The sequence below is a fragment of the Citrobacter sp. MGH106 genome (genome assembly GCF_001037495.1).
In the GTDB taxonomy this organism is placed as follows: domain Bacteria; phylum Pseudomonadota; class Gammaproteobacteria; order Enterobacterales; family Enterobacteriaceae; genus Citrobacter; species Citrobacter murliniae.
On sequence record NZ_KQ089822.1, the window covers coordinates 954,190 to 970,633 of the forward strand.

General features: G+C 55.0%; 17 protein-coding genes. All 17 read left to right on the forward strand.

The features are described from left to right. The first annotated feature begins 151 nt into the window (after nt 1-151). Entirely contained in the window at nt 152-2,431 is a 2,280-nt protein-coding gene (gene maeB / locus SK36_RS04300) for an NADP-dependent oxaloacetate-decarboxylating malate dehydrogenase (RefSeq protein ID WP_048220847.1), read from the forward strand. A 284-nt stretch (nt 2,432-2,715) separates the two neighbouring features. After that, a complete protein-coding gene (gene eutS, locus SK36_RS04305; protein ID WP_003037995.1) occupies nt 2,716-3,051 on the forward strand; it encodes an ethanolamine utilization microcompartment protein EutS in 336 nt (111 codons plus the stop codon). Nucleotides 3,052-3,063: 12 nt separating this feature from the next. Beyond that, complete coding sequence (gene eutP, locus SK36_RS04310) at nt 3,064-3,543, forward strand: ethanolamine utilization acetate kinase EutP (RefSeq protein WP_045446006.1); 480 nt, start codon at nt 3,064-3,066, stop codon at nt 3,541-3,543. Next, the gene (eutQ, locus tag SK36_RS04315) at nt 3,521-4,222 is read left to right on the forward strand and encodes an ethanolamine utilization acetate kinase EutQ (protein ID WP_048220848.1); all 702 of its coding nucleotides are present in this window, start codon (nt 3,521-3,523) and stop codon (nt 4,220-4,222) included. The genes eutP and eutQ overlap by 23 nt, the downstream gene beginning before the upstream one ends. Nucleotides 4,223-4,231: 9 nt before the next feature. Further along, entirely contained in the window at nt 4,232-5,035 is an 804-nt protein-coding gene (gene eutT / locus SK36_RS04320) for an ethanolamine utilization cob(I)yrinic acid a,c-diamide adenosyltransferase EutT (RefSeq protein WP_048220850.1), read from the forward strand. Further along, a complete protein-coding gene (pta, locus tag SK36_RS04325) occupies nt 5,032-6,048 on the forward strand; it encodes a phosphate acetyltransferase (protein ID WP_045445998.1) in 1,017 nt (338 codons plus the stop codon). Before eutT ends, pta begins: the two co-directional genes overlap by 4 nt. 38 nt (nt 6,049-6,086) lie before the next feature. Beyond that, the gene (eutM, locus tag SK36_RS04330) at nt 6,087-6,380 is read left to right on the forward strand and encodes an ethanolamine utilization microcompartment protein EutM (RefSeq protein WP_003835054.1); all 294 of its coding nucleotides are present in this window, start codon (nt 6,087-6,089) and stop codon (nt 6,378-6,380) included. 120 nt (nt 6,381-6,500) lie between these two features. Beyond that, complete coding sequence (gene eutN / locus SK36_RS04335; protein ID WP_016153954.1) at nt 6,501-6,788, forward strand: ethanolamine utilization microcompartment protein EutN; 288 nt, start codon at nt 6,501-6,503, stop codon at nt 6,786-6,788. An 11-nt stretch (nt 6,789-6,799) separates the two neighbouring features. Continuing rightward, nucleotides 6,800-8,203: an aldehyde dehydrogenase family protein gene (locus tag SK36_RS04340; protein WP_048220851.1), complete on the forward strand. Its 1,404-nt coding sequence runs from the start codon at nt 6,800-6,802 to the stop codon at nt 8,201-8,203. 23 nt (nt 8,204-8,226) lie between these two features. Further along, on the forward strand, nt 8,227-9,066 hold the full coding sequence (gene eutJ, locus SK36_RS04345; RefSeq protein ID WP_045445987.1) for an ethanolamine utilization protein EutJ: 840 nt from the start codon (nt 8,227-8,229) through the stop codon (nt 9,064-9,066). After that, the gene (gene eutG, locus SK36_RS04350) at nt 9,056-10,243 is read left to right on the forward strand and encodes an ethanolamine utilization ethanol dehydrogenase EutG (protein ID WP_045445984.1); all 1,188 of its coding nucleotides are present in this window, start codon (nt 9,056-9,058) and stop codon (nt 10,241-10,243) included. Before eutJ ends, eutG begins: the two co-directional genes overlap by 11 nt. A gap of 27 nt (nt 10,244-10,270) precedes the next feature. Beyond that, nucleotides 10,271-11,515 carry an ethanolamine utilization protein EutH gene (gene eutH / locus SK36_RS04355; RefSeq protein WP_045445981.1) on the forward strand — a complete coding sequence of 415 codons (1,245 nt, stop codon included), beginning with the start codon at nt 10,271-10,273 and terminating at the stop codon, nt 11,513-11,515. Further along, entirely contained in the window at nt 11,512-12,915 is a 1,404-nt protein-coding gene (gene eutA, locus SK36_RS04360) for an ethanolamine ammonia-lyase reactivating factor EutA (RefSeq protein WP_045445978.1), read from the forward strand. The genes eutH and eutA overlap by 4 nt, the downstream gene beginning before the upstream one ends. Nucleotides 12,916-12,926: 11 nt before the next feature. Next, nucleotides 12,927-14,288, forward strand: coding sequence for an ethanolamine ammonia-lyase subunit alpha (gene eutB / locus SK36_RS04365; RefSeq protein WP_045445975.1), 1,362 nt, complete (start codon nt 12,927-12,929; stop codon nt 14,286-14,288). 20 nt (nt 14,289-14,308) lie between these two features. Next, nucleotides 14,309-15,205, forward strand: coding sequence for an ethanolamine ammonia-lyase subunit EutC (eutC, locus tag SK36_RS04370; protein ID WP_045445972.1), 897 nt, complete (start codon nt 14,309-14,311; stop codon nt 15,203-15,205). A gap of 9 nt (nt 15,206-15,214) precedes the next feature. Continuing rightward, nucleotides 15,215-15,874, forward strand: coding sequence for an ethanolamine utilization microcompartment protein EutL (gene eutL, locus SK36_RS04375; protein WP_045445968.1), 660 nt, complete (start codon nt 15,215-15,217; stop codon nt 15,872-15,874). Nucleotides 15,875-15,885: 11 nt separating this feature from the next. Then, nucleotides 15,886-16,416, forward strand: a complete 531-nt coding sequence (gene eutK, locus SK36_RS04380; RefSeq protein WP_045445965.1) for an ethanolamine utilization microcompartment protein EutK — start codon at nt 15,886-15,888, stop codon at nt 16,414-16,416. Nucleotides 16,417-16,444: the final 28 nt, after the last annotated feature.

Below are 16,444 nucleotides of genomic sequence, written 5' to 3' on the forward strand. Positions count from 1 at the left end.
TGCGTTGGCTACGCTCGCTCACCCCAGTCACATAGTTCGCTATGCTCCTGGGGATTCACTCCCTTGCAGCCTTCATGCAACTCGAATTATTTAGGGTATAGAAGGGTTACCTGCGCCACTTTTTTGATCGATACGTGAAAGGAACAACAAGATGGATGACCAGTTAAAACAAAGCGCCCTCGATTTCCACCAATTTCCAGTACCAGGTAAAATTCAGGTTTCTCCGACCAAACCTCTTGCCACCCAACGTGATCTTGCGCTGGCCTACTCGCCAGGTGTTGCAGCTCCGTGTCTGGAGATTGAAAAGGATCCGCTAGCGGCCTACAAATATACCGCGCGCGGCAACCTGGTCGCGGTTATCTCCAACGGTACTGCGGTACTGGGGCTGGGCAATATTGGTGCGCTGGCTGGCAAACCAGTGATGGAAGGTAAAGGCGTTCTCTTTAAGAAATTTGCCGGAATTGACGTGTTCGACATTGAAGTCGATGAACTCGACCCGGACAAATTTATCAACGTGGTGGCAGCCCTTGAACCGACGTTTGGCGGCATCAACCTCGAAGACATCAAAGCACCAGAGTGTTTTTACATTGAGCAAAAGTTGCGTGAACGCATGAATATTCCGGTGTTCCATGACGATCAGCACGGAACGGCGATCATCAGCACTGCAGCCATCCTGAACGGCCTGCGGGTGGTGGAAAAGAATATCTCTGATGTGCGCATGGTGGTGTCTGGCGCAGGTGCCGCGGCGATTGCCTGTATGAACCTGTTGGTTGCGCTGGGTATGCAGAAGCACAACATCGTGGTCTGCGACTCCAAAGGTGTGATTTATAAAGATCGCGAACCGAATATGGCGGAAACCAAAGCAGCTTACGCGGTGGTGGATGACGGTAAGCGTACTCTTGATGATGTGATCGACGGCGCAGACATTTTCCTCGGATGCTCCGGCCCGAAAGTGCTGACGCAGGAGATGGTCAAGAAGATGGCGCGTGCGCCAATGATCCTTGCGCTGGCAAACCCGGAACCGGAAATCCTGCCACCACTGGCAAAAGAGGTGCGTTCCGACGCCATCATTTGCACCGGTCGCTCCGACTACCCGAACCAGGTCAACAACGTACTGTGCTTCCCGTTCATCTTCCGCGGTGCGCTGGACGTTGGGGCTACCGCCATCAACGAAGAGATGAAGTTGGCCGCTGTACATGCCATAGCTGAACTGGCGCATGCCGAGCAGAGCGAAGTGGTGGCCTCCGCCTATGGCGATCAGGATTTGAGCTTTGGCCCGGAATACATTATTCCTAAACCGTTCGACCCGCGTTTGATCGTCAAGATCGCACCGGCGGTGGCGAAGGCAGCGATGGATTCTGGTGTCGCAACGCGCCCGATTGCCGACTTTGACGCTTATATCGATAAGCTGACCGAGTTTGTCTACAAAACCAACCTGTTTATGAAGCCGATTTTCTCTCTGGCACGCAAAGCGCCGAAGCGCGTTGTGCTGACCGAAGGGGAAGAGGCTCGTGTTCTGCATGCAACGCAAGAACTTATCACTTTAGGTCTGGCGAAGCCGATCCTGATCGGTCGTCCGAGCGTGATCGAAATGCGTATCCAGAAGTTAGGACTTCAGATCAAAGCGGGTGTCGATTTTGAGATCGTCAATAATGAATCCGATCCGCGCTTTAAAGAGTACTGGAGTGAGTATTACCAGATCATGAAGCGTCGTGGAATTACTCAGGAGCAGGCGCAACGTGCGGTGATCGCCAACACCACGGTGATCGGCGCGATCATGGTGCAACGCGGTGAAGCGGATGCGATGATTTGCGGAACAATCGGCGACTATCACGAGCATTTCAGCGTGGTGAAAGCGGTGTTTGGTCACCGTGATGGTGTTCATACGGCAGGTGCAATGAACGCGCTGCTGTTGCCAAGCGGTAACACCTTTATCGCTGATACGTACGTCAACGATGACCCGACGCCGGAGCAACTGGCAGAAATTGCAGTTATGGCGGCAGAAACAGTGCGTCGGTTTGGCATTGAACCGAAAGTGGCGCTGCTGTCGCACTCCAACTTTGGTTCGTCAAACTGTCCGTCGGCCAACAAAATGCGTGAAGCGCTCGAGCTTATTAAATCGCGCGCACCCGATCTGATGATTGACGGTGAAATGCACGGCGATGCTGCACTGGTGGAAAGTATTCGTAATGACCGGATGCCGGACAGCCCGCTGAAAGGCTCCGCTAATATTCTGGTGATGCCGAATATGGAAGCCGCGCGTATTAGTTACAACTTACTGCGTGTTTCCAGCTCTGAAGGCGTGACGGTAGGACCGGTGCTGATGGGTGTAGCCAAACCGGTACATGTTTTAACTCCAATCGCCTCTGTTCGTCGTATTGTAAATATGGTGGCGCTGGCAGTAGTCGAAGCTCAAACACAACCGTTGTAATTTCACTTTAATTATTTTCGGCGCGGGTTTCTCCCGCGCCTTCATACTCTAAATAATTCGAATTCCAGAAAGGCGACGATGCAGCGAATACCATGAACTTACTAAAGTAAGTGGCTGGTATGAGTAAGAAAGCCACCGAACCTGTAATTTGAAGTGTGACGGGTATTTTTATTTCTCTTCTCTTAGTGATCTACTTCACCTTTTAAACCACCTTGCCGAATTTTGTTATTTACTCTGACGAAAAATTGCCACGATGAGGACAGTTTCAGCAGAGGCGGTGAGCAATGGAAAAAGAACGCATCATTCAGGAATTTGTGCCGGGGAAACAGGTCACGCTGGCGCATCTGATTGCGCACCCAGGCGAAGAACTGGCGAAAAAGATCGGCGTTCCCGAAGCGGGCGCTATCGGCATTATGACCTTAACGCCAGGCGAAACGGCAATGATTGCCGGTGATTTAGCCATGAAGGCCGCAGATGTACACATCGGTTTTCTCGATAGATTTAGCGGCGCACTGGTGATCTACGGCTCGGTAGGCGCGGTGGAAGAGGCATTATTGCAGACAGTGAGTGGTCTGGGCCGGTTATTAAATTTCACTTTGTGCAACCTGACAAAAAGTTAATCAGAGGCGGCAATGAAACGTATTGCTTTTGTCGGTACGGTTGGGGCGGGGAAAACAACGCTCTTCAATGCGCTACAGGGAAATTATTCTCTCGCCAGGAAAACGCAGGCCGTTGAGTTTAATGAAAACGGCGATATCGATACGCCGGGAGAATATTTTAGCCATCCGCGCTGGTATCACGCCTTAATTACCACGCTGCAGGATGTTGATACGTTGATTTATATACACGCGGCAAATGATCAAGAAAGTCGCTTACCTGCCGGGCTGTTGGATATCGGCGCCAGTAAACGACAAATCGCCGTTATCAGTAAAACGGACATGCCGGATGCCGACGTCGCCGCAACGCGACAGCTACTTCGCGGGATAGGGTTCCAGGAGCCGATTTTCGAACTCAATAGCCATGACCCGCGCAGCGTGCAGCACCTGGTGGATTATCTGACTGAGCTCAGCCAAAAGGAGGAAAGGGCAGGTGAAAAAACTCATCACAGCTAATGATATTCGTGCGGCCCACGCACGCGGCGAACAGGAAATGTCGGTTGTTCTGCGCGCCAGCATCATCACCCCAGAGGCTCGCGAAGTCGCGGAGCTGCTGGGCGTCACAATCACTGAATGCGACGAATCCGCTCCGGCAACCTCGCCTGCACCCGCTTCGGTGGATGATGGCAAAACGGAAAGCCAGCGCATTCGCGAGACCATCATTGCGCAACTGCCGGAAGGGCAGTTTACCGAAAGCCTGGTCGCGCAGTTGATGGACAAAGTCATGAAGGAAAAACAGTCGCTGGAGCAGGGCGGAATGCAGCCAAGCTTTACCTCGGTTACTGGCAAAGGTGGCGTAAAAGTCATTGATGGCAGCAGCGTGAAGTTTGGTCGTTTTGATGGCGCACAGCCGCATTGCGTCGGCTTAACCGACTTAGTGACCGACAAGGACGGAAGCAGCATGGCCGCTGGCTTCATGCAGTGGGATAACGCTTTTTTCCCATGGACGCTGAACTACGACGAAATCGACATGATTCTGGAAGGCGAACTGCACGTTCGTCATGAAGGCGAAACCATGATTGCCAGGGCTGGGGATGTGATGTTTATTCCGAAAGGCTCCAGCATTGAGTTCGGTACGCCATCAACGGTGAAATTCCTGTATGTGGCATGGCCTGCGAACTGGCAGTCCTGCTAAGGCGGATGTATGAAGGATTTCATTACCGAAGCATGGCTCAGAGCAAATCATACGCTCAGCGAAGGGGCAGAAATTCATCTCCCCGCTGACGCTCGCCTGACGCCATCTGCCCGGGAATTGCTGGAAGGCCGACATCTGCGGATTAAGTTTATCGACGAGCAGGGAAGCCTGTTTATTGATGGCGAAGAACAGCAACTGCAACCGGTGCATGGTTTAACCAGCAGTGATACGCACTCACTGGCGAGTTGTGAACTGTGTCATCAACCGGTGGCGAAGAAACCTGACACGCTGACGCATCTGACGGCGGACAAGATGGTCGCCAAAAGTGACCCGCGCCTGGGATTTCGCGCGGCGCTGGACAGCACCATCGGCCTGGCGGTGTGGTTACAGATTGAACTGCCTGAGCAGTGGCAGCCGTGGCTGGCGGATATTCGCTCGCGTCTGGGCAACATTATGCGCGCAGACGCCATGGATGAGCCGCTGGCAGCACAAGCCATTGTTGGTTTAAGCGATGAAGATTTGCACCGGCTTTCGCATCAGCCGCTGCGCTATCTCGACCACGACCATCTGGTGCCTGAAGCCAGCCACGGTCGTGATGCTGCGCTGCTCAATTTGCTGCGAACCAAAGTCCGTGAAACAGAAACAGTGGCGGCCCAGGTATTTATCACCCGCAGTTTTGAAGTACAGCGACCGGACATTCTGCAAGCGTTGAACCGCCTGTCGAGCACGGTCTACGTGATGATGATCCTGAGCGTGGCGAAGCATCCGCTGAGTATCAGCCAAATCCAACAGCGACTGGGGGAGAAGCAATGATCATTGAACGTGCTCGCCAGCTCGCCTTGCGCTCACCTGCGCGGGTGGTGTTCCCGGATGCGCTGGATGTTCGGGTGCTGAAAGCTGCGAATTACCTGCATCAGCACGGTCTGGCACATCCCATTCTCGTCGCCAGTCCGTTTGCGTTGCGCCAGTTTGCTCTCAGCCACCGCGTGGCAATGGATGGCATTCAGGTAATCGACCCGCAAAGCAACCTGCAAATGCGTGAAGAATTTGCGCTGCGCTGGCTGGCGCGTGCTGGTGAAAAAACGCCGCCGGATGCGCTTGAGAAACTCAACGATCCGCTGATGTTCGCTGCCGCAATGGTTAGCGCGGGTAAAGCCGACGTCTGTATTGCGGGCAACCTCTCGTCAACAGCGAACGTGCTGCGTGCGGGGTTACGCATTATCGGATTACAGCCGGGTTGTAAAACGCTGTCGTCAATTTTCCTGATGCTGCCGCAGTATCTCGGACCGTCATTAGGATTTGCTGATTGCAGTGTCGTGCCGCAACCCACTGCAGCCCAGTTGGCAGATATTGCCATCGCCAGCGCGCAGACCTGGCAAGCGATTACCGGCGAAGAGCCGCGCGTCGCAATGCTCTCGTTTTCAAGTAATGGCAGTGCCCGTCACCCCAACGTTGCTAACGTGCAGCAGGCTACGGACATTGTTCGTGAACGTGCACCAGAGCTTACCGTTGATGGTGAATTGCAGTTTGATGCCGCTTTTGTACCGGATGTTGCGGCGCAAAAAGCACCGGCCAGCCCGTTGCAGGGCAATGCCAATGTGATGGTTTTTCCATCGCTTGAGGCAGGCAATATTGGTTACAAAATCGCCCAGCGTCTGGGAGGGTATCGAGCAGTAGGGCCTCTGATTCAGGGGCTTGCCGCACCGCTCCATGATCTCTCCCGCGGCTGCAGCGTACAGGAAATTATCGAACTGGCGTTGGTGGCAGCAGTGCCGCGCCAGACTGACGTGAGTCGTGAACGCGCCTCACAAACACTGGTTGTTTAGGTCCCGTTCTGGACCCCTTCTACTAAGAGGAAAGCACAATGGAAGCATTAGGAATGATTGAAACCCGGGGCCTGGTTGCACTGATTGAGGCTTCTGACGCAATGGTTAAAGCGGCACGCGTGAAACTGGTTGGCGTGAAGCAGATTGGCGGTGGCCTGGTTACCGCAATGGTACGTGGCGATGTGGCGGCCTGTAAAGCCGCAACGGATGCCGGTGCTGCCGCTGCCCAGCGCATTGGTGAACTGGTTTCTGTACATGTTATCCCGCGTCCGCATGGCGATCTGGAAGAAGTGTTCCCGATCAGCTTTAAAGGTGACAGCAACGACATGTAAGTAGCCCATGTGACGCCACTGCATGATTGATAAAAGCTGGCGTCACCCTCTCTCCTTTTCACATTACCTTCTGCGGAGGGTAGGGGGAGGTTTTACCTGAAATATGCCACGGAGGCGGGTATGAAACTGGCAATCGTCACAGGACAAATTGTTTGTACCGTACGCCATCAGGGGCTAGCGCACGACAAATTGCTGATGGTGGAAATGATTGACGCCTGCGGAAATCCCGACGGGCAGTGTGCTGTTGCTATCGACAGCATCGGGGCGGGAACCGGAGAGTGGGTGCTGTTGGTCAGCGGAAGCTCAGCCCGTCAGGCGCACCGCAACGAATCATCGCCTGTCGATCTGTGTGTTATTGGCATTGTCGATGAAGTGGTGGCCGGTGGTCAGGTGATCTTCCATAAATAAGGCAGAAAATCATGAATCAACAGGATATTGAACAGGTCGTGAAAGCGGTACTGCTGAAAATGAAAGACAGCAGTCAGCCCGTCAGCGCGGTTCAAGAAATGGGCGTCTTTGCCTCCCTGGATGACGCAGTGGCGGCAGCAAAACTGGCCCAGCAGGGGTTAAAAAGCGTCGCTATGCGCCAGTTAGCTATTCACGCCATTCGTGAAGCAGGCGAAAAACACGCCAGAGAATTAGCGGAACTTGCCGTCACTGAAACCGGCATGGGACGCGTTGAAGATAAATTTGCCAAAAACGTAGCGCAGGCACGCGGCACGCCGGGCGTGGAATGCCTCTCTCCACAGGTATTGACCGGCGATAACGGTTTAACGCTGATTGAAAACGCGCCGTGGGGCGTGGTGGCTTCGGTAACACCGTCCACCAACCCGGCAGCAACCGTAATTAATAATGCCATCAGCCTTATTGCCGCAGGCAACAGCGTGGTATTTGCGCCACATCCGGCGGCAAAAGGCGTTTCTCAGCGCGCTATAACTCTGCTTAACCAGGCGGTTGTTGCCGCTGGTGGCCCGGCAAACCTGCTGGTTACCGTTGCCAATCCGGATATCGAAACCGCTCAGCGTCTGTTCAAGTACCCAGGCATTGGCCTGCTGGTCGTTACCGGTGGCGAAGCGGTGGTTGACGCTGCGCGTAAACACACCAATAAACGCCTGATTGCGGCTGGTGCGGGTAACCCGCCGGTGGTGGTTGATGAAACCGCCGATCTGGTACGCGCCGCGCAGTCCATCGTCAAAGGTGCATCGTTTGATAACAACATTATCTGCGCCGACGAAAAAGTGCTGATCGTGGTGGATAGCGTTGCCGACGAACTGATGCGTCTGATGGAAAGCCAGCATGCGGTAAAACTCACTGCGGCCCAGGCCGAGCAACTTCAGCCAGTGCTGCTGAAAAATGTCGACGAGCGCGGCAAAGGCACGGTTAGCCGTGACTGGGTTGGACGTGATGCGGGAAAAATCGCAGCGTCAATTGGTCTGAATGTACCAGACCAGACCCGCTTGTTATTCGTCGAAACCTCCGCCACCCATCCGTTTGCCGTAACTGAAATGATGATGCCGGTGCTGCCGGTGGTGCGGGTTGCCAACGTCGATGAGGCCATTGAACTGGCGGTAACGCTTGAAGGTGGTTGTCACCATACGGCGGCGATGCACTCACGCAATATCGACAATATGAACCGTATGGCTAACGCCATTGATACCAGCATCTTCGTCAAAAATGGACCGTGCATTGCGGGTCTCGGACTTGGCGGTGAGGGCTGGACCACCATGACCATTACTACGCCGACCGGGGAAGGGGTGACCAGTGCGCGCACGTTTGTGCGTCTGCGTCGCTGTGTGTTGGTGGATGCGTTCCGCATCGTTTAAGAGCGCTCTAAGGAGATAAAGAGATGGCGCACGACGAACAACTTTGGCTCACACCCAGACTGCAAAAAGCGGCAACGCTATGTAACCAGACGCCCACAGCCAGCGACTCACCGCTGTGGCTGGGTGTTGATTTGGGGACGTGTGATGTGGTGTCGATGGTTGTCGACAGTGACGGACAGCCGGTTGCGGTCTGCCTGGACTGGGCCGATGTCGTGCGTGACGGCATCGTCTGGGATTTCTTCGGTGCGGTGACCATTGTCCGTCGCCATCTCGATACGCTTGAGCAACAGCTGGGTTGCCGCTTTACCCATGCGGCAACCTCGTTCCCGCCGGGAACGGACCCGCGTATTTCCATCAATGTGCTGGAATCAGCAGGACTTGAAGTGAGCCATGTGCTGGACGAACCAACCGCTGTGGCAGATCTGCTGAAACTGGATAACGCAGGCGTAGTGGATATCGGCGGGGGCACGACCGGTATTGCTATTGTGAAGCGGGGTTTAGTGACCTATTCCGCCGATGAAGCTACCGGCGGGCACCACATTTCTCTGACCCTTGCGGGGAATCGTCGTATTCAGCTTGAAGAAGCCGAGCAGTACAAGCGCAGCAATGGAAAAGAAATCTGGCCGGTGGTCAAGCCGGTCTACGAAAAGATGGCGGAAATCGTCGCTCATCATATTGCAGGGCATGGAGTAACAGATTTATGGCTGGCCGGTGGTTCCTGTATGCAACCGGGTGTCGATGAGCTGTTCCGTAAGCGTTTCCCGGAACTGCAGGTGCATTTACCACAGCACAGTCTGTTTATGACCCCGCTGGCAATCGCGAACAGTGGGAGAGAAAAAGCGGAGGGAATCTATGCAAGCTGAATTGCAAACGGCGCTCTTTCAGGCATTCGATACCCTGAATCTGCAACGCGTAAAAACATTTAGCGTTCCACCAGTCACGTTATGTGGACTTGGGGCGCTCAGCACCTGTGGACAGGAAGCGCAAATACGCGGACTGACGCATATGTTCGTGATGGTCGATAGCTTCCTGCATCAGGCCGGAATGACCGCCGGACTTGAACGTAGCCTGGCGATGAAAGGCGTGGCGATGACGTTGTGGCCGTGCCCGGTTGGTGAGCCGTGTATCACGGACGTTTGCGCGGCGGTAGCGCAACTGCGTGAATCAAAGTGTGATGGCGTTGTGGCCTTTGGTGGCGGTTCTGTACTGGATGCCGCCAAAGCGGTGGCATTGCTGGTGACTAATCCGACGCAGACGCTGGCCGATATGACGGAACACAGCACGTTACGCCCGCGTCTGCCGCTGATTGCCGTACCAACCACCGCCGGAACAGGTTCGGAAACTACCAACGTCACGGTGATTATTGACGCCGCGACTGGACTGAAAAAAGTGCTGGCTCACGCCACGCTGATGCCGGATGTGGCCATTCTTGATGCCGCATTGACGGAAGGGGTGCCTGCGCATGTTACGGCGATGACCGGAATCGATGCGTTGACCCACGCCGTTGAGGCTTATAGCGCCCTGAACGCTACGCCATTTACCGACAGCCTGGCGATTGGCGCGATTGCGATGATTGGCAAATCGTTACCGAAAGCGGTGGGCTACGGTCACGACCTGGCTGCGCGGGAAAGCATGCTGCTGGCTTCCTGTATGGCGGGGATGGCTTTCTCCAGCGCGGGGCTGGGCTTGTGTCATGCGATGGCTCACCAGCCGGGCGCGGCGCTGCACATTCCGCACGGACAGGCTAACGCCATGCTGCTACCGACAGTAATGGGGTTTAACCGCATGGTTTGCCGTGAACGCTTTAGCCATATCGGCAGGGCGTTAACCAACAAGAAATCAGACGATCGTGACGCAATCAACGCTGTCATCGAGCTGATTACCGAAGTGGGCCAGACAAAACGACTCGCTGACGTGGGGGCGAAGCCTGAGCAATACAGCACATGGGCGCAAGCTGCGATGGACGATATTTGTATTCGCAGCAATCCACGAACCGCCACGCAGGCAGAAATTATCGCGTTGTATGCGGCGGCACAATAAATACACAAATGACAGGGAGTGAAGGGTATGGGAATTAACGAAATCATCATGTACATCATGATGTTCTTTATGCTGATTGCCGCCGTGGACAGGATCCTGTCGCAGTTCGGTGGTTCAGCGCGCTACCTCGGTAAGTTTGGTAAAAGCATCGAGGGATCGGGTGGTCAGTTTGAAGAAGGTTTTATGGCGATGGGCGCGCTCGGTCTGGCAATGGTCGGTATGACTGCGCTGGCGCCGGTATTAGCAAAAGTGCTCGGGCCGGTGATTATTCCGCTGTATGAAATGTTGGGCGCGAACCCGTCGATGTTTGCCGGAACGCTGCTGGCGTGTGATATGGGCGGCTTCTTCCTGGCGAAAGAACTGGCGGGCGGTGATGTTGCGGCATGGTTGTACTCTGGCTTGATTCTGGGTGCGATGATGGGGCCGACGCTGGTCTTCTCCATCCCGGTAGCACTGGGGATTATTGAACCCTCTGACCGTCGTTATCTGGCACTGGGCGTGCTGGCTGGTATTGTCACGATCCCAATTGGCTGTATCGCGGGTGGTTTGGTAGCGATGTATTCCGGCGTTGAAATCAACGGACAGCCGGTGGAATTTACCTTCGCGCTGATCCTGATGAACATGATTCCGGTGCTGATCGTTGCCGTGCTGGTGGCGCTGGGGCTGAAATTCATCCCGGAAAAAATGATCAACGGCTTCCAGATCTTCGCTAAGTTCCTGGTGGCATTGATCACAATCGGGCTGGCCGCTGCGGTTATCAAATTCCTGCTCGGCTGGGATCTGATCCCGGGTCTCGATCCTATCTTCATGGCGCCTGGCGATAACCCTGGTGAAGTGATGCGCGCCATCGAAGTTATCGGTTCTATCTCCTGCGTACTGCTCGGCGCTTATCCAATGGTTCTGTTACTGACCCGTTGGTTTGAAAAACCGCTGATGCGAGTTGGTAATCTTCTGAAAATCAACAATATGGCAGCTGGTGGCATGGTCGCAACGTTGGCGAACAATATTCCGATGTTCGGCATGATGAAGCACATGGATACCCGCGGCAAAGTGATTAACTGTGCGTTCGCCGTCTCTGCTGCCTTCGCTCTGGGTGACCACTTAGGTTTCGCTGCCGCAAACATGAACGCCATGATCTTCCCAATGATTGTCGGCAAGCTGATCGGCGGTGTAACGGCGATTGGTGTGGCTATGCTGCTGGTACCAAAAGACGAAAACGTTCCGGCAGAAGTGGAAGCCGAAACAGAAACGAAAGCGGAGGCGCAATCGTGAATACTCGCCAGCTATTGAGCGTCGGTATCGATATCGGCACCACCACCACTCAGGTGATCTTCTCCCGCCTTGAGCTGGTTAACCGTGCGGCAGTGTCGCAGGTGCCGCGTTACGAATTCATCAAACGTGAAATTAGCTGGCAAAGCCCGGTCTTCTTTACCCCCGTTGATAAGCAAGGCGGGTTAAAAGAGGCCGAACTTAAGGCGCTGATTCTGGCTCAGTATCAGGCAGCAGGTATTGAGCCACAGAGCGTTGATTCTGGCGCAATCATTATTACCGGGGAAAGTGCGAAAACCCGCAATGCCCGTCCGGCGGTGATGGCGCTCTCCCAGTCGCTGGGTGACTTCGTGGTTGCCAGCGCAGGTCCACATCTTGAATCGGTCATTGCCGGTCACGGCGCGGGTGCGCAAACCCTGTCTGAGCAGCGACTGTGCAGCGTACTGAATATCGATATCGGCGGTGGTACGTCTAACTATGTTCTGTTTGACGCCGGAAAAGTTAGCGGTTCAGCCTGCCTGAATGTTGGTGGGCGACTGCTGGAGACCGATAGCCAGGGGCGTGTGGTTCATGCGCACCAGCCGGGGCAAATGATTGTCGATGATGTTTTTGGCGCAGGTACAGATGCCCGTTCGCTTAATGCGGCGCAACTGATTCAGGTGGCGCGACGGATGGCTACGCTTATCGTCGAGGTTATTGACGGCAAACTTTCGCCGCTGGCTCAGGCGTTGATGCAAACCGGTTTATTGCCTGTGGGCATTAAGCCAGAGGTGATTACGCTTTCGGGTGGGGTGGGTGAGTGCTACCGCAACCAGCCTGCCGATCCATTCTGTTTTTCTGACATAGGACCGCTGTTGGCAACGGCGCTACATGAACATCCGCGTCTGCGTGAGATGAACGTGCAGTTCCCGGCGCAAACAGTACGTGCCACGGTCATTGGCGCAGGAGCACATACGCTATCGCTTTCAGGCAGCACCATCTGGCTGGAAGGCGTTGCGCTTCCGCTGCGCAACCTGCCAGTGGCTATCCCGGTTGATGAAGCTGATCTGGTCGCGGCCTGGCAGCAGGCGCTGATGCAGCTCGATCTCGACCCGAAAACTGACGCCTATGTCCTTGCGCTGCCCGGGTCGCTGCCAGTGCGCTACGCCGCGCTGTTAACGGTCATCGACGCGCTACTGGCCTTTGTCGCACGTTATCCGAATCCGCATCCCCTGCTGGTGGTAGCCGAGCAGGATTTTGGTAAAGCACTGGGCATGCTGTTACGCCCACAGTTACAGCAACACCCGCTGGCGGTCATCGATGAGGTGATTGTTCGGGCGGGTGACTATATCGACATTGGTACGCCTCTTTTTGGCGGATCGGTTGTGCCGGTGACGGTGAAATCACTCGCATTTCCTTCCTGAGGGAACGACTTATGAAACTAAAGACCACATTGTTCGGCAATGTTTATCAGTTTAAGGATGTAAAAGAGGTGCTGGCAAAAGCCAACGAACTGCGTTCGGGGGATGTGCTGGCTGGTGTGGCCGCGACAAGCTCGCAGGAGCGCGTGGCTGCTAAACAGGTGTTGTCGGAAATGACGGTAGCGGATATCCGCAACAACCCGGTGATTTCCTATGAAGAGGACTGCGTCACGCGTCTGATTCAGGATGACGTCAACGAAACGGCCTATAACCGCATCAAAAACTGGAGCATCAGTGAGCTGCGCGAGTACGTGTTGAGTGATGAAACCTCTGTCGATGACATTGCGTTTATGCGCAAAGGGTTAACGTCCGAAGTGGTCGCAGGCGTTGCAAAAATTTGTTCCAACGCGGACCTGATCTACGGCGGCAAAAAAATGCCGGTGATCAAAAAGGCTAACACGACTATCGGTCTGCCGGGCACCTTCAGTTGCCGTTTGCAGCCGAACGATACCCGCGACGACGTGCAGAGTATTGCCGCACAAATCTACGAAGGGCTTTCCTTCGGTGCGGGCGATGCCGTTATCGGTGTTAACCCGGTGACAGATGACGTGGAGAACTTAAGCCGCGTGCTCGATACCGTGTATGGCGTGATCGACAAATTCAATATTCCTACACAGGGCTGCGTGCTCGCGCACGTCACTACCCAGATCGAAGCGATTCGTCGCGGCGCGCCGGGCGGGCTGATTTTCCAGAGCATCTGCGGTAGCGAAAAAGGGCTGAAAGAGTTTGGTGTCGAGTTGGCGATGCTGGATGAGGCACGCGCAGTGGGTGCTGAGTTCAACCGTATTGCCGGTGAAAACTGCCTGTACTTTGAAACCGGGCAAGGTTCTGCGCTTTCCGCAGGCGCTAACTTCGGTGCCGATCAGGTGACGATGGAAGCGCGTAACTACGGTCTGGCGCGCCACTATGATCCGTTCCTGGTGAACACCGTGGTGGGCTTTATCGGGCCGGAGTATCTCTACAACGACCGTCAGATTATTCGCGCCGGTCTGGAAGACCACTTCATGGGCAAACTGAGCGGCATCTCAATGGGTTGTGACTGCTGTTACACCAACCATGCTGACGCTGACCAGAACCTCAATGAAAACCTGATGATTCTGCTCGCCACCGCTGGCTGCAACTACATCATGGGCATGCCGCTCGGTGACGACATCATGCTCAACTATCAGACCACCGCGTTCCACGACACCGCGACCGTGCGCCAGTTGCTGAACTTGCGTCCGTCGCCGGAGTTTGAACGTTGGCTGGAAAACATGGGCATTATGGCAAACGGTCGCCTGACCAAACGGGCGGGCGATCCGTCACTGTTCTTCTGATGACGCGGGGATGACACACGATGGATCAAAAACAGATTGAAGAAATTGTACGCAGCGTAATGGCGTCAATGGGTGAGTCACAGCCGCAGGCTCAAGCGCCGTCACCGGAAGCGAAATGCAGCACCACACAGTGTGCCGCACCGACGGGGGAAAGCTGTGCGATGGACCTGGGTTCACCGGAAGCCAAAGCGTGGATTGGCGTTGAAAATCCGCACCGTGCTGAAGTGTTGACAGAGCTGCGTCGTAGTACTGCAGCGCGCGTATGCACCGGTCGTGCCGGTCCACGTCCACGCACTCAGGCGCTGCTGCGCTTCCTGGCTGACCACTCTCGTTCGAAAGACACCGTGCTGAAAGAGGTACCGGAAGAGTGGGTGAAAGCACAAGGGCTGCTGGAAGTCCGTTCAGAAATCAGTGACAAAAATCTGTACCTGACTCGCCCGGACCTGGGTCGTCGTCTGAGTGCGGAAGCGATAGAAGCACTGAAATCACAGTGCGTGGCCAACCCGGATGTGCAGGTGATCGTTTCTGATGGCCTGTCTACAGATGCTATTACTGCGAACTATGAAGAGATCCTGCCGCCGTTGTTGTCTGGTTTAAAACAGGCCGGACTGAAGGTGGGTACGCCGTTCTTTGTACGCTATGGCCGCGTGAAAATTGAAGATCAGATTGGCGAACTTCTGGGGGCGAAGGCGGTGATTCTACTGGTGGGTGAACGTCCGGGCTTAGGCCAGTCGGAGAGTCTTTCCTGCTACGCCGTCTATTCGCCACGTGTGGCGACCACCGTTGAGGCCGACAGAACCTGTATTTCGAACATTCACCAGGGCGGCACGCCACCGGTTGAAGCGGCTGCGGTAATTGTGGATTTGGCCAAGCGCATGCTGGAGCAAAAAGCGTCCGGCATCAATATGACCCGTTAAGGAGGCAGCATGCCAGCATTAGATTTGATTAGACCTTCAGTCACCGCGATGCGCGTGATTGCCTCCGTTAACGCGGAGTTTGCACGTGAACTTAAATTACCGCCACATATACGTAGCCTCGGACTCATCACGGCAGACTCTGATGACGTGGCGTATATTGCCGCTGACGAAGCGACAAAACAGGCGATGGTTGAAGTGGTATATGGCCGATCGCTGTATGCAGGAGCCGCGCATGGACCGTCACCGACGGCCGGTGAAGTGATGATCATGCTGGGTGGTCCTAACCCGGCGGAAGTTCGCGCGGGTCTGGATGCGATGGTCGCTAACATTGAAAGTGGCGCAGCGTTCCAGTGGGCGAATGATGCAGAAAACACCGCGTTCCTGGCGCATGTGGTCTCGCGTACCGGTTCGTATCTTTCAGCCACGGCAGGATGCGCGCTTGGCGATCCGATGGCCTATCTGGTGGCGCCGCCGCTGGAAGCGACATTTGGTATTGATGCTGCGCTGAAATCTGCCGATGTACAACTGGTGACCTACGTTCCGCCGCCGTCAGAAACCAACTACTCGGCGGCGTTTTTGACCGGTAGCCAGGCTGCCTGTAAAGCTGCCTGTAACGCCTTTGCCGATGCCGTTCTGGATATTGCCCGTAATCCGGTACAGCGCGCGTAAGAGAGGTTGTGATGATCAATGCACTGGGATTACTGGAAGTGGATGGCATGGTCGCTGCCGTGGACGCGGCAGATGCCATGCTAAAAGCCGCGAACGTGCGTCTGCTAAGCCACGAAGTGCTCGATCCTGGCAGGCTGACGCTGGTGGTGGAAGGCGATCTGGCGGCGTGTCGTGCGGCGCTGGATGCTGGCAGTGCCGCAGCACAGCGTACAGGCCGTGTTATTAGCCGCAAGGAGATAGGGCGGCCGGACGATGACACCCAGTGGCTGATTGGCGGTTTTAAGCGCGCACCGAAGAAACCAGAACAGAAGCCTGAAGTGAAATCTGAAGTGAAATCAGAGCAGATACAGGAAACTCCTGTGGCGACTGAATCCTCTGATGAATTACTGGCACTGTTAACATCGGTCCGTCAGGGAATGACGGCAGGGGAAGTGGCTGCGCACTTTGGCTGGTCACTTGAAAAAGCCAGAAATGCGCTGGAACAGCTCTTTTCTGACGGAGCGTTGCGTAAACGCAGTAGTCGCTATCGCTTAAAAAATTAACCTGTCGGAGGGCCGGGGGCTTCAATGA

Coding starts and splice junctions, on each gene's coding strand:
- eutG (WP_045445984.1), top strand. CDS start 9,056: ATGCAAGCTGAATTGCAAACGGCGCTCTTTCAGGCATTCGATACCCTG.
- eutL (WP_045445968.1), top strand. CDS start 15,215: ATGCCAGCATTAGATTTGATTAGACCTTCAGTCACCGCGATGCGCGTG.
- maeB (WP_048220847.1), top strand. CDS start 152: ATGGATGACCAGTTAAAACAAAGCGCCCTCGATTTCCACCAATTTCCA.
- eutP (WP_045446006.1), top strand. CDS start 3,064: ATGAAACGTATTGCTTTTGTCGGTACGGTTGGGGCGGGGAAAACAACG.
- eutM (WP_003835054.1), top strand. CDS start 6,087: ATGGAAGCATTAGGAATGATTGAAACCCGGGGCCTGGTTGCACTGATT.
- eutK (WP_045445965.1), top strand. CDS start 15,886: ATGATCAATGCACTGGGATTACTGGAAGTGGATGGCATGGTCGCTGCC.
- eutC (WP_045445972.1), top strand. CDS start 14,309: ATGGATCAAAAACAGATTGAAGAAATTGTACGCAGCGTAATGGCGTCA.
- eutS (WP_003037995.1), top strand. CDS start 2,716: ATGGAAAAAGAACGCATCATTCAGGAATTTGTGCCGGGGAAACAGGTC.
- pta (WP_045445998.1), top strand. CDS start 5,032: ATGATCATTGAACGTGCTCGCCAGCTCGCCTTGCGCTCACCTGCGCGG.
- SK36_RS04340 (WP_048220851.1), top strand. CDS start 6,800: ATGAATCAACAGGATATTGAACAGGTCGTGAAAGCGGTACTGCTGAAA.
- eutH (WP_045445981.1), top strand. CDS start 10,271: ATGGGAATTAACGAAATCATCATGTACATCATGATGTTCTTTATGCTG.
- eutT (WP_048220850.1), top strand. CDS start 4,232: ATGAAGGATTTCATTACCGAAGCATGGCTCAGAGCAAATCATACGCTC.
- eutB (WP_045445975.1), top strand. CDS start 12,927: ATGAAACTAAAGACCACATTGTTCGGCAATGTTTATCAGTTTAAGGAT.
- eutJ (WP_045445987.1), top strand. CDS start 8,227: ATGGCGCACGACGAACAACTTTGGCTCACACCCAGACTGCAAAAAGCG.
- eutN (WP_016153954.1), top strand. CDS start 6,501: ATGAAACTGGCAATCGTCACAGGACAAATTGTTTGTACCGTACGCCAT.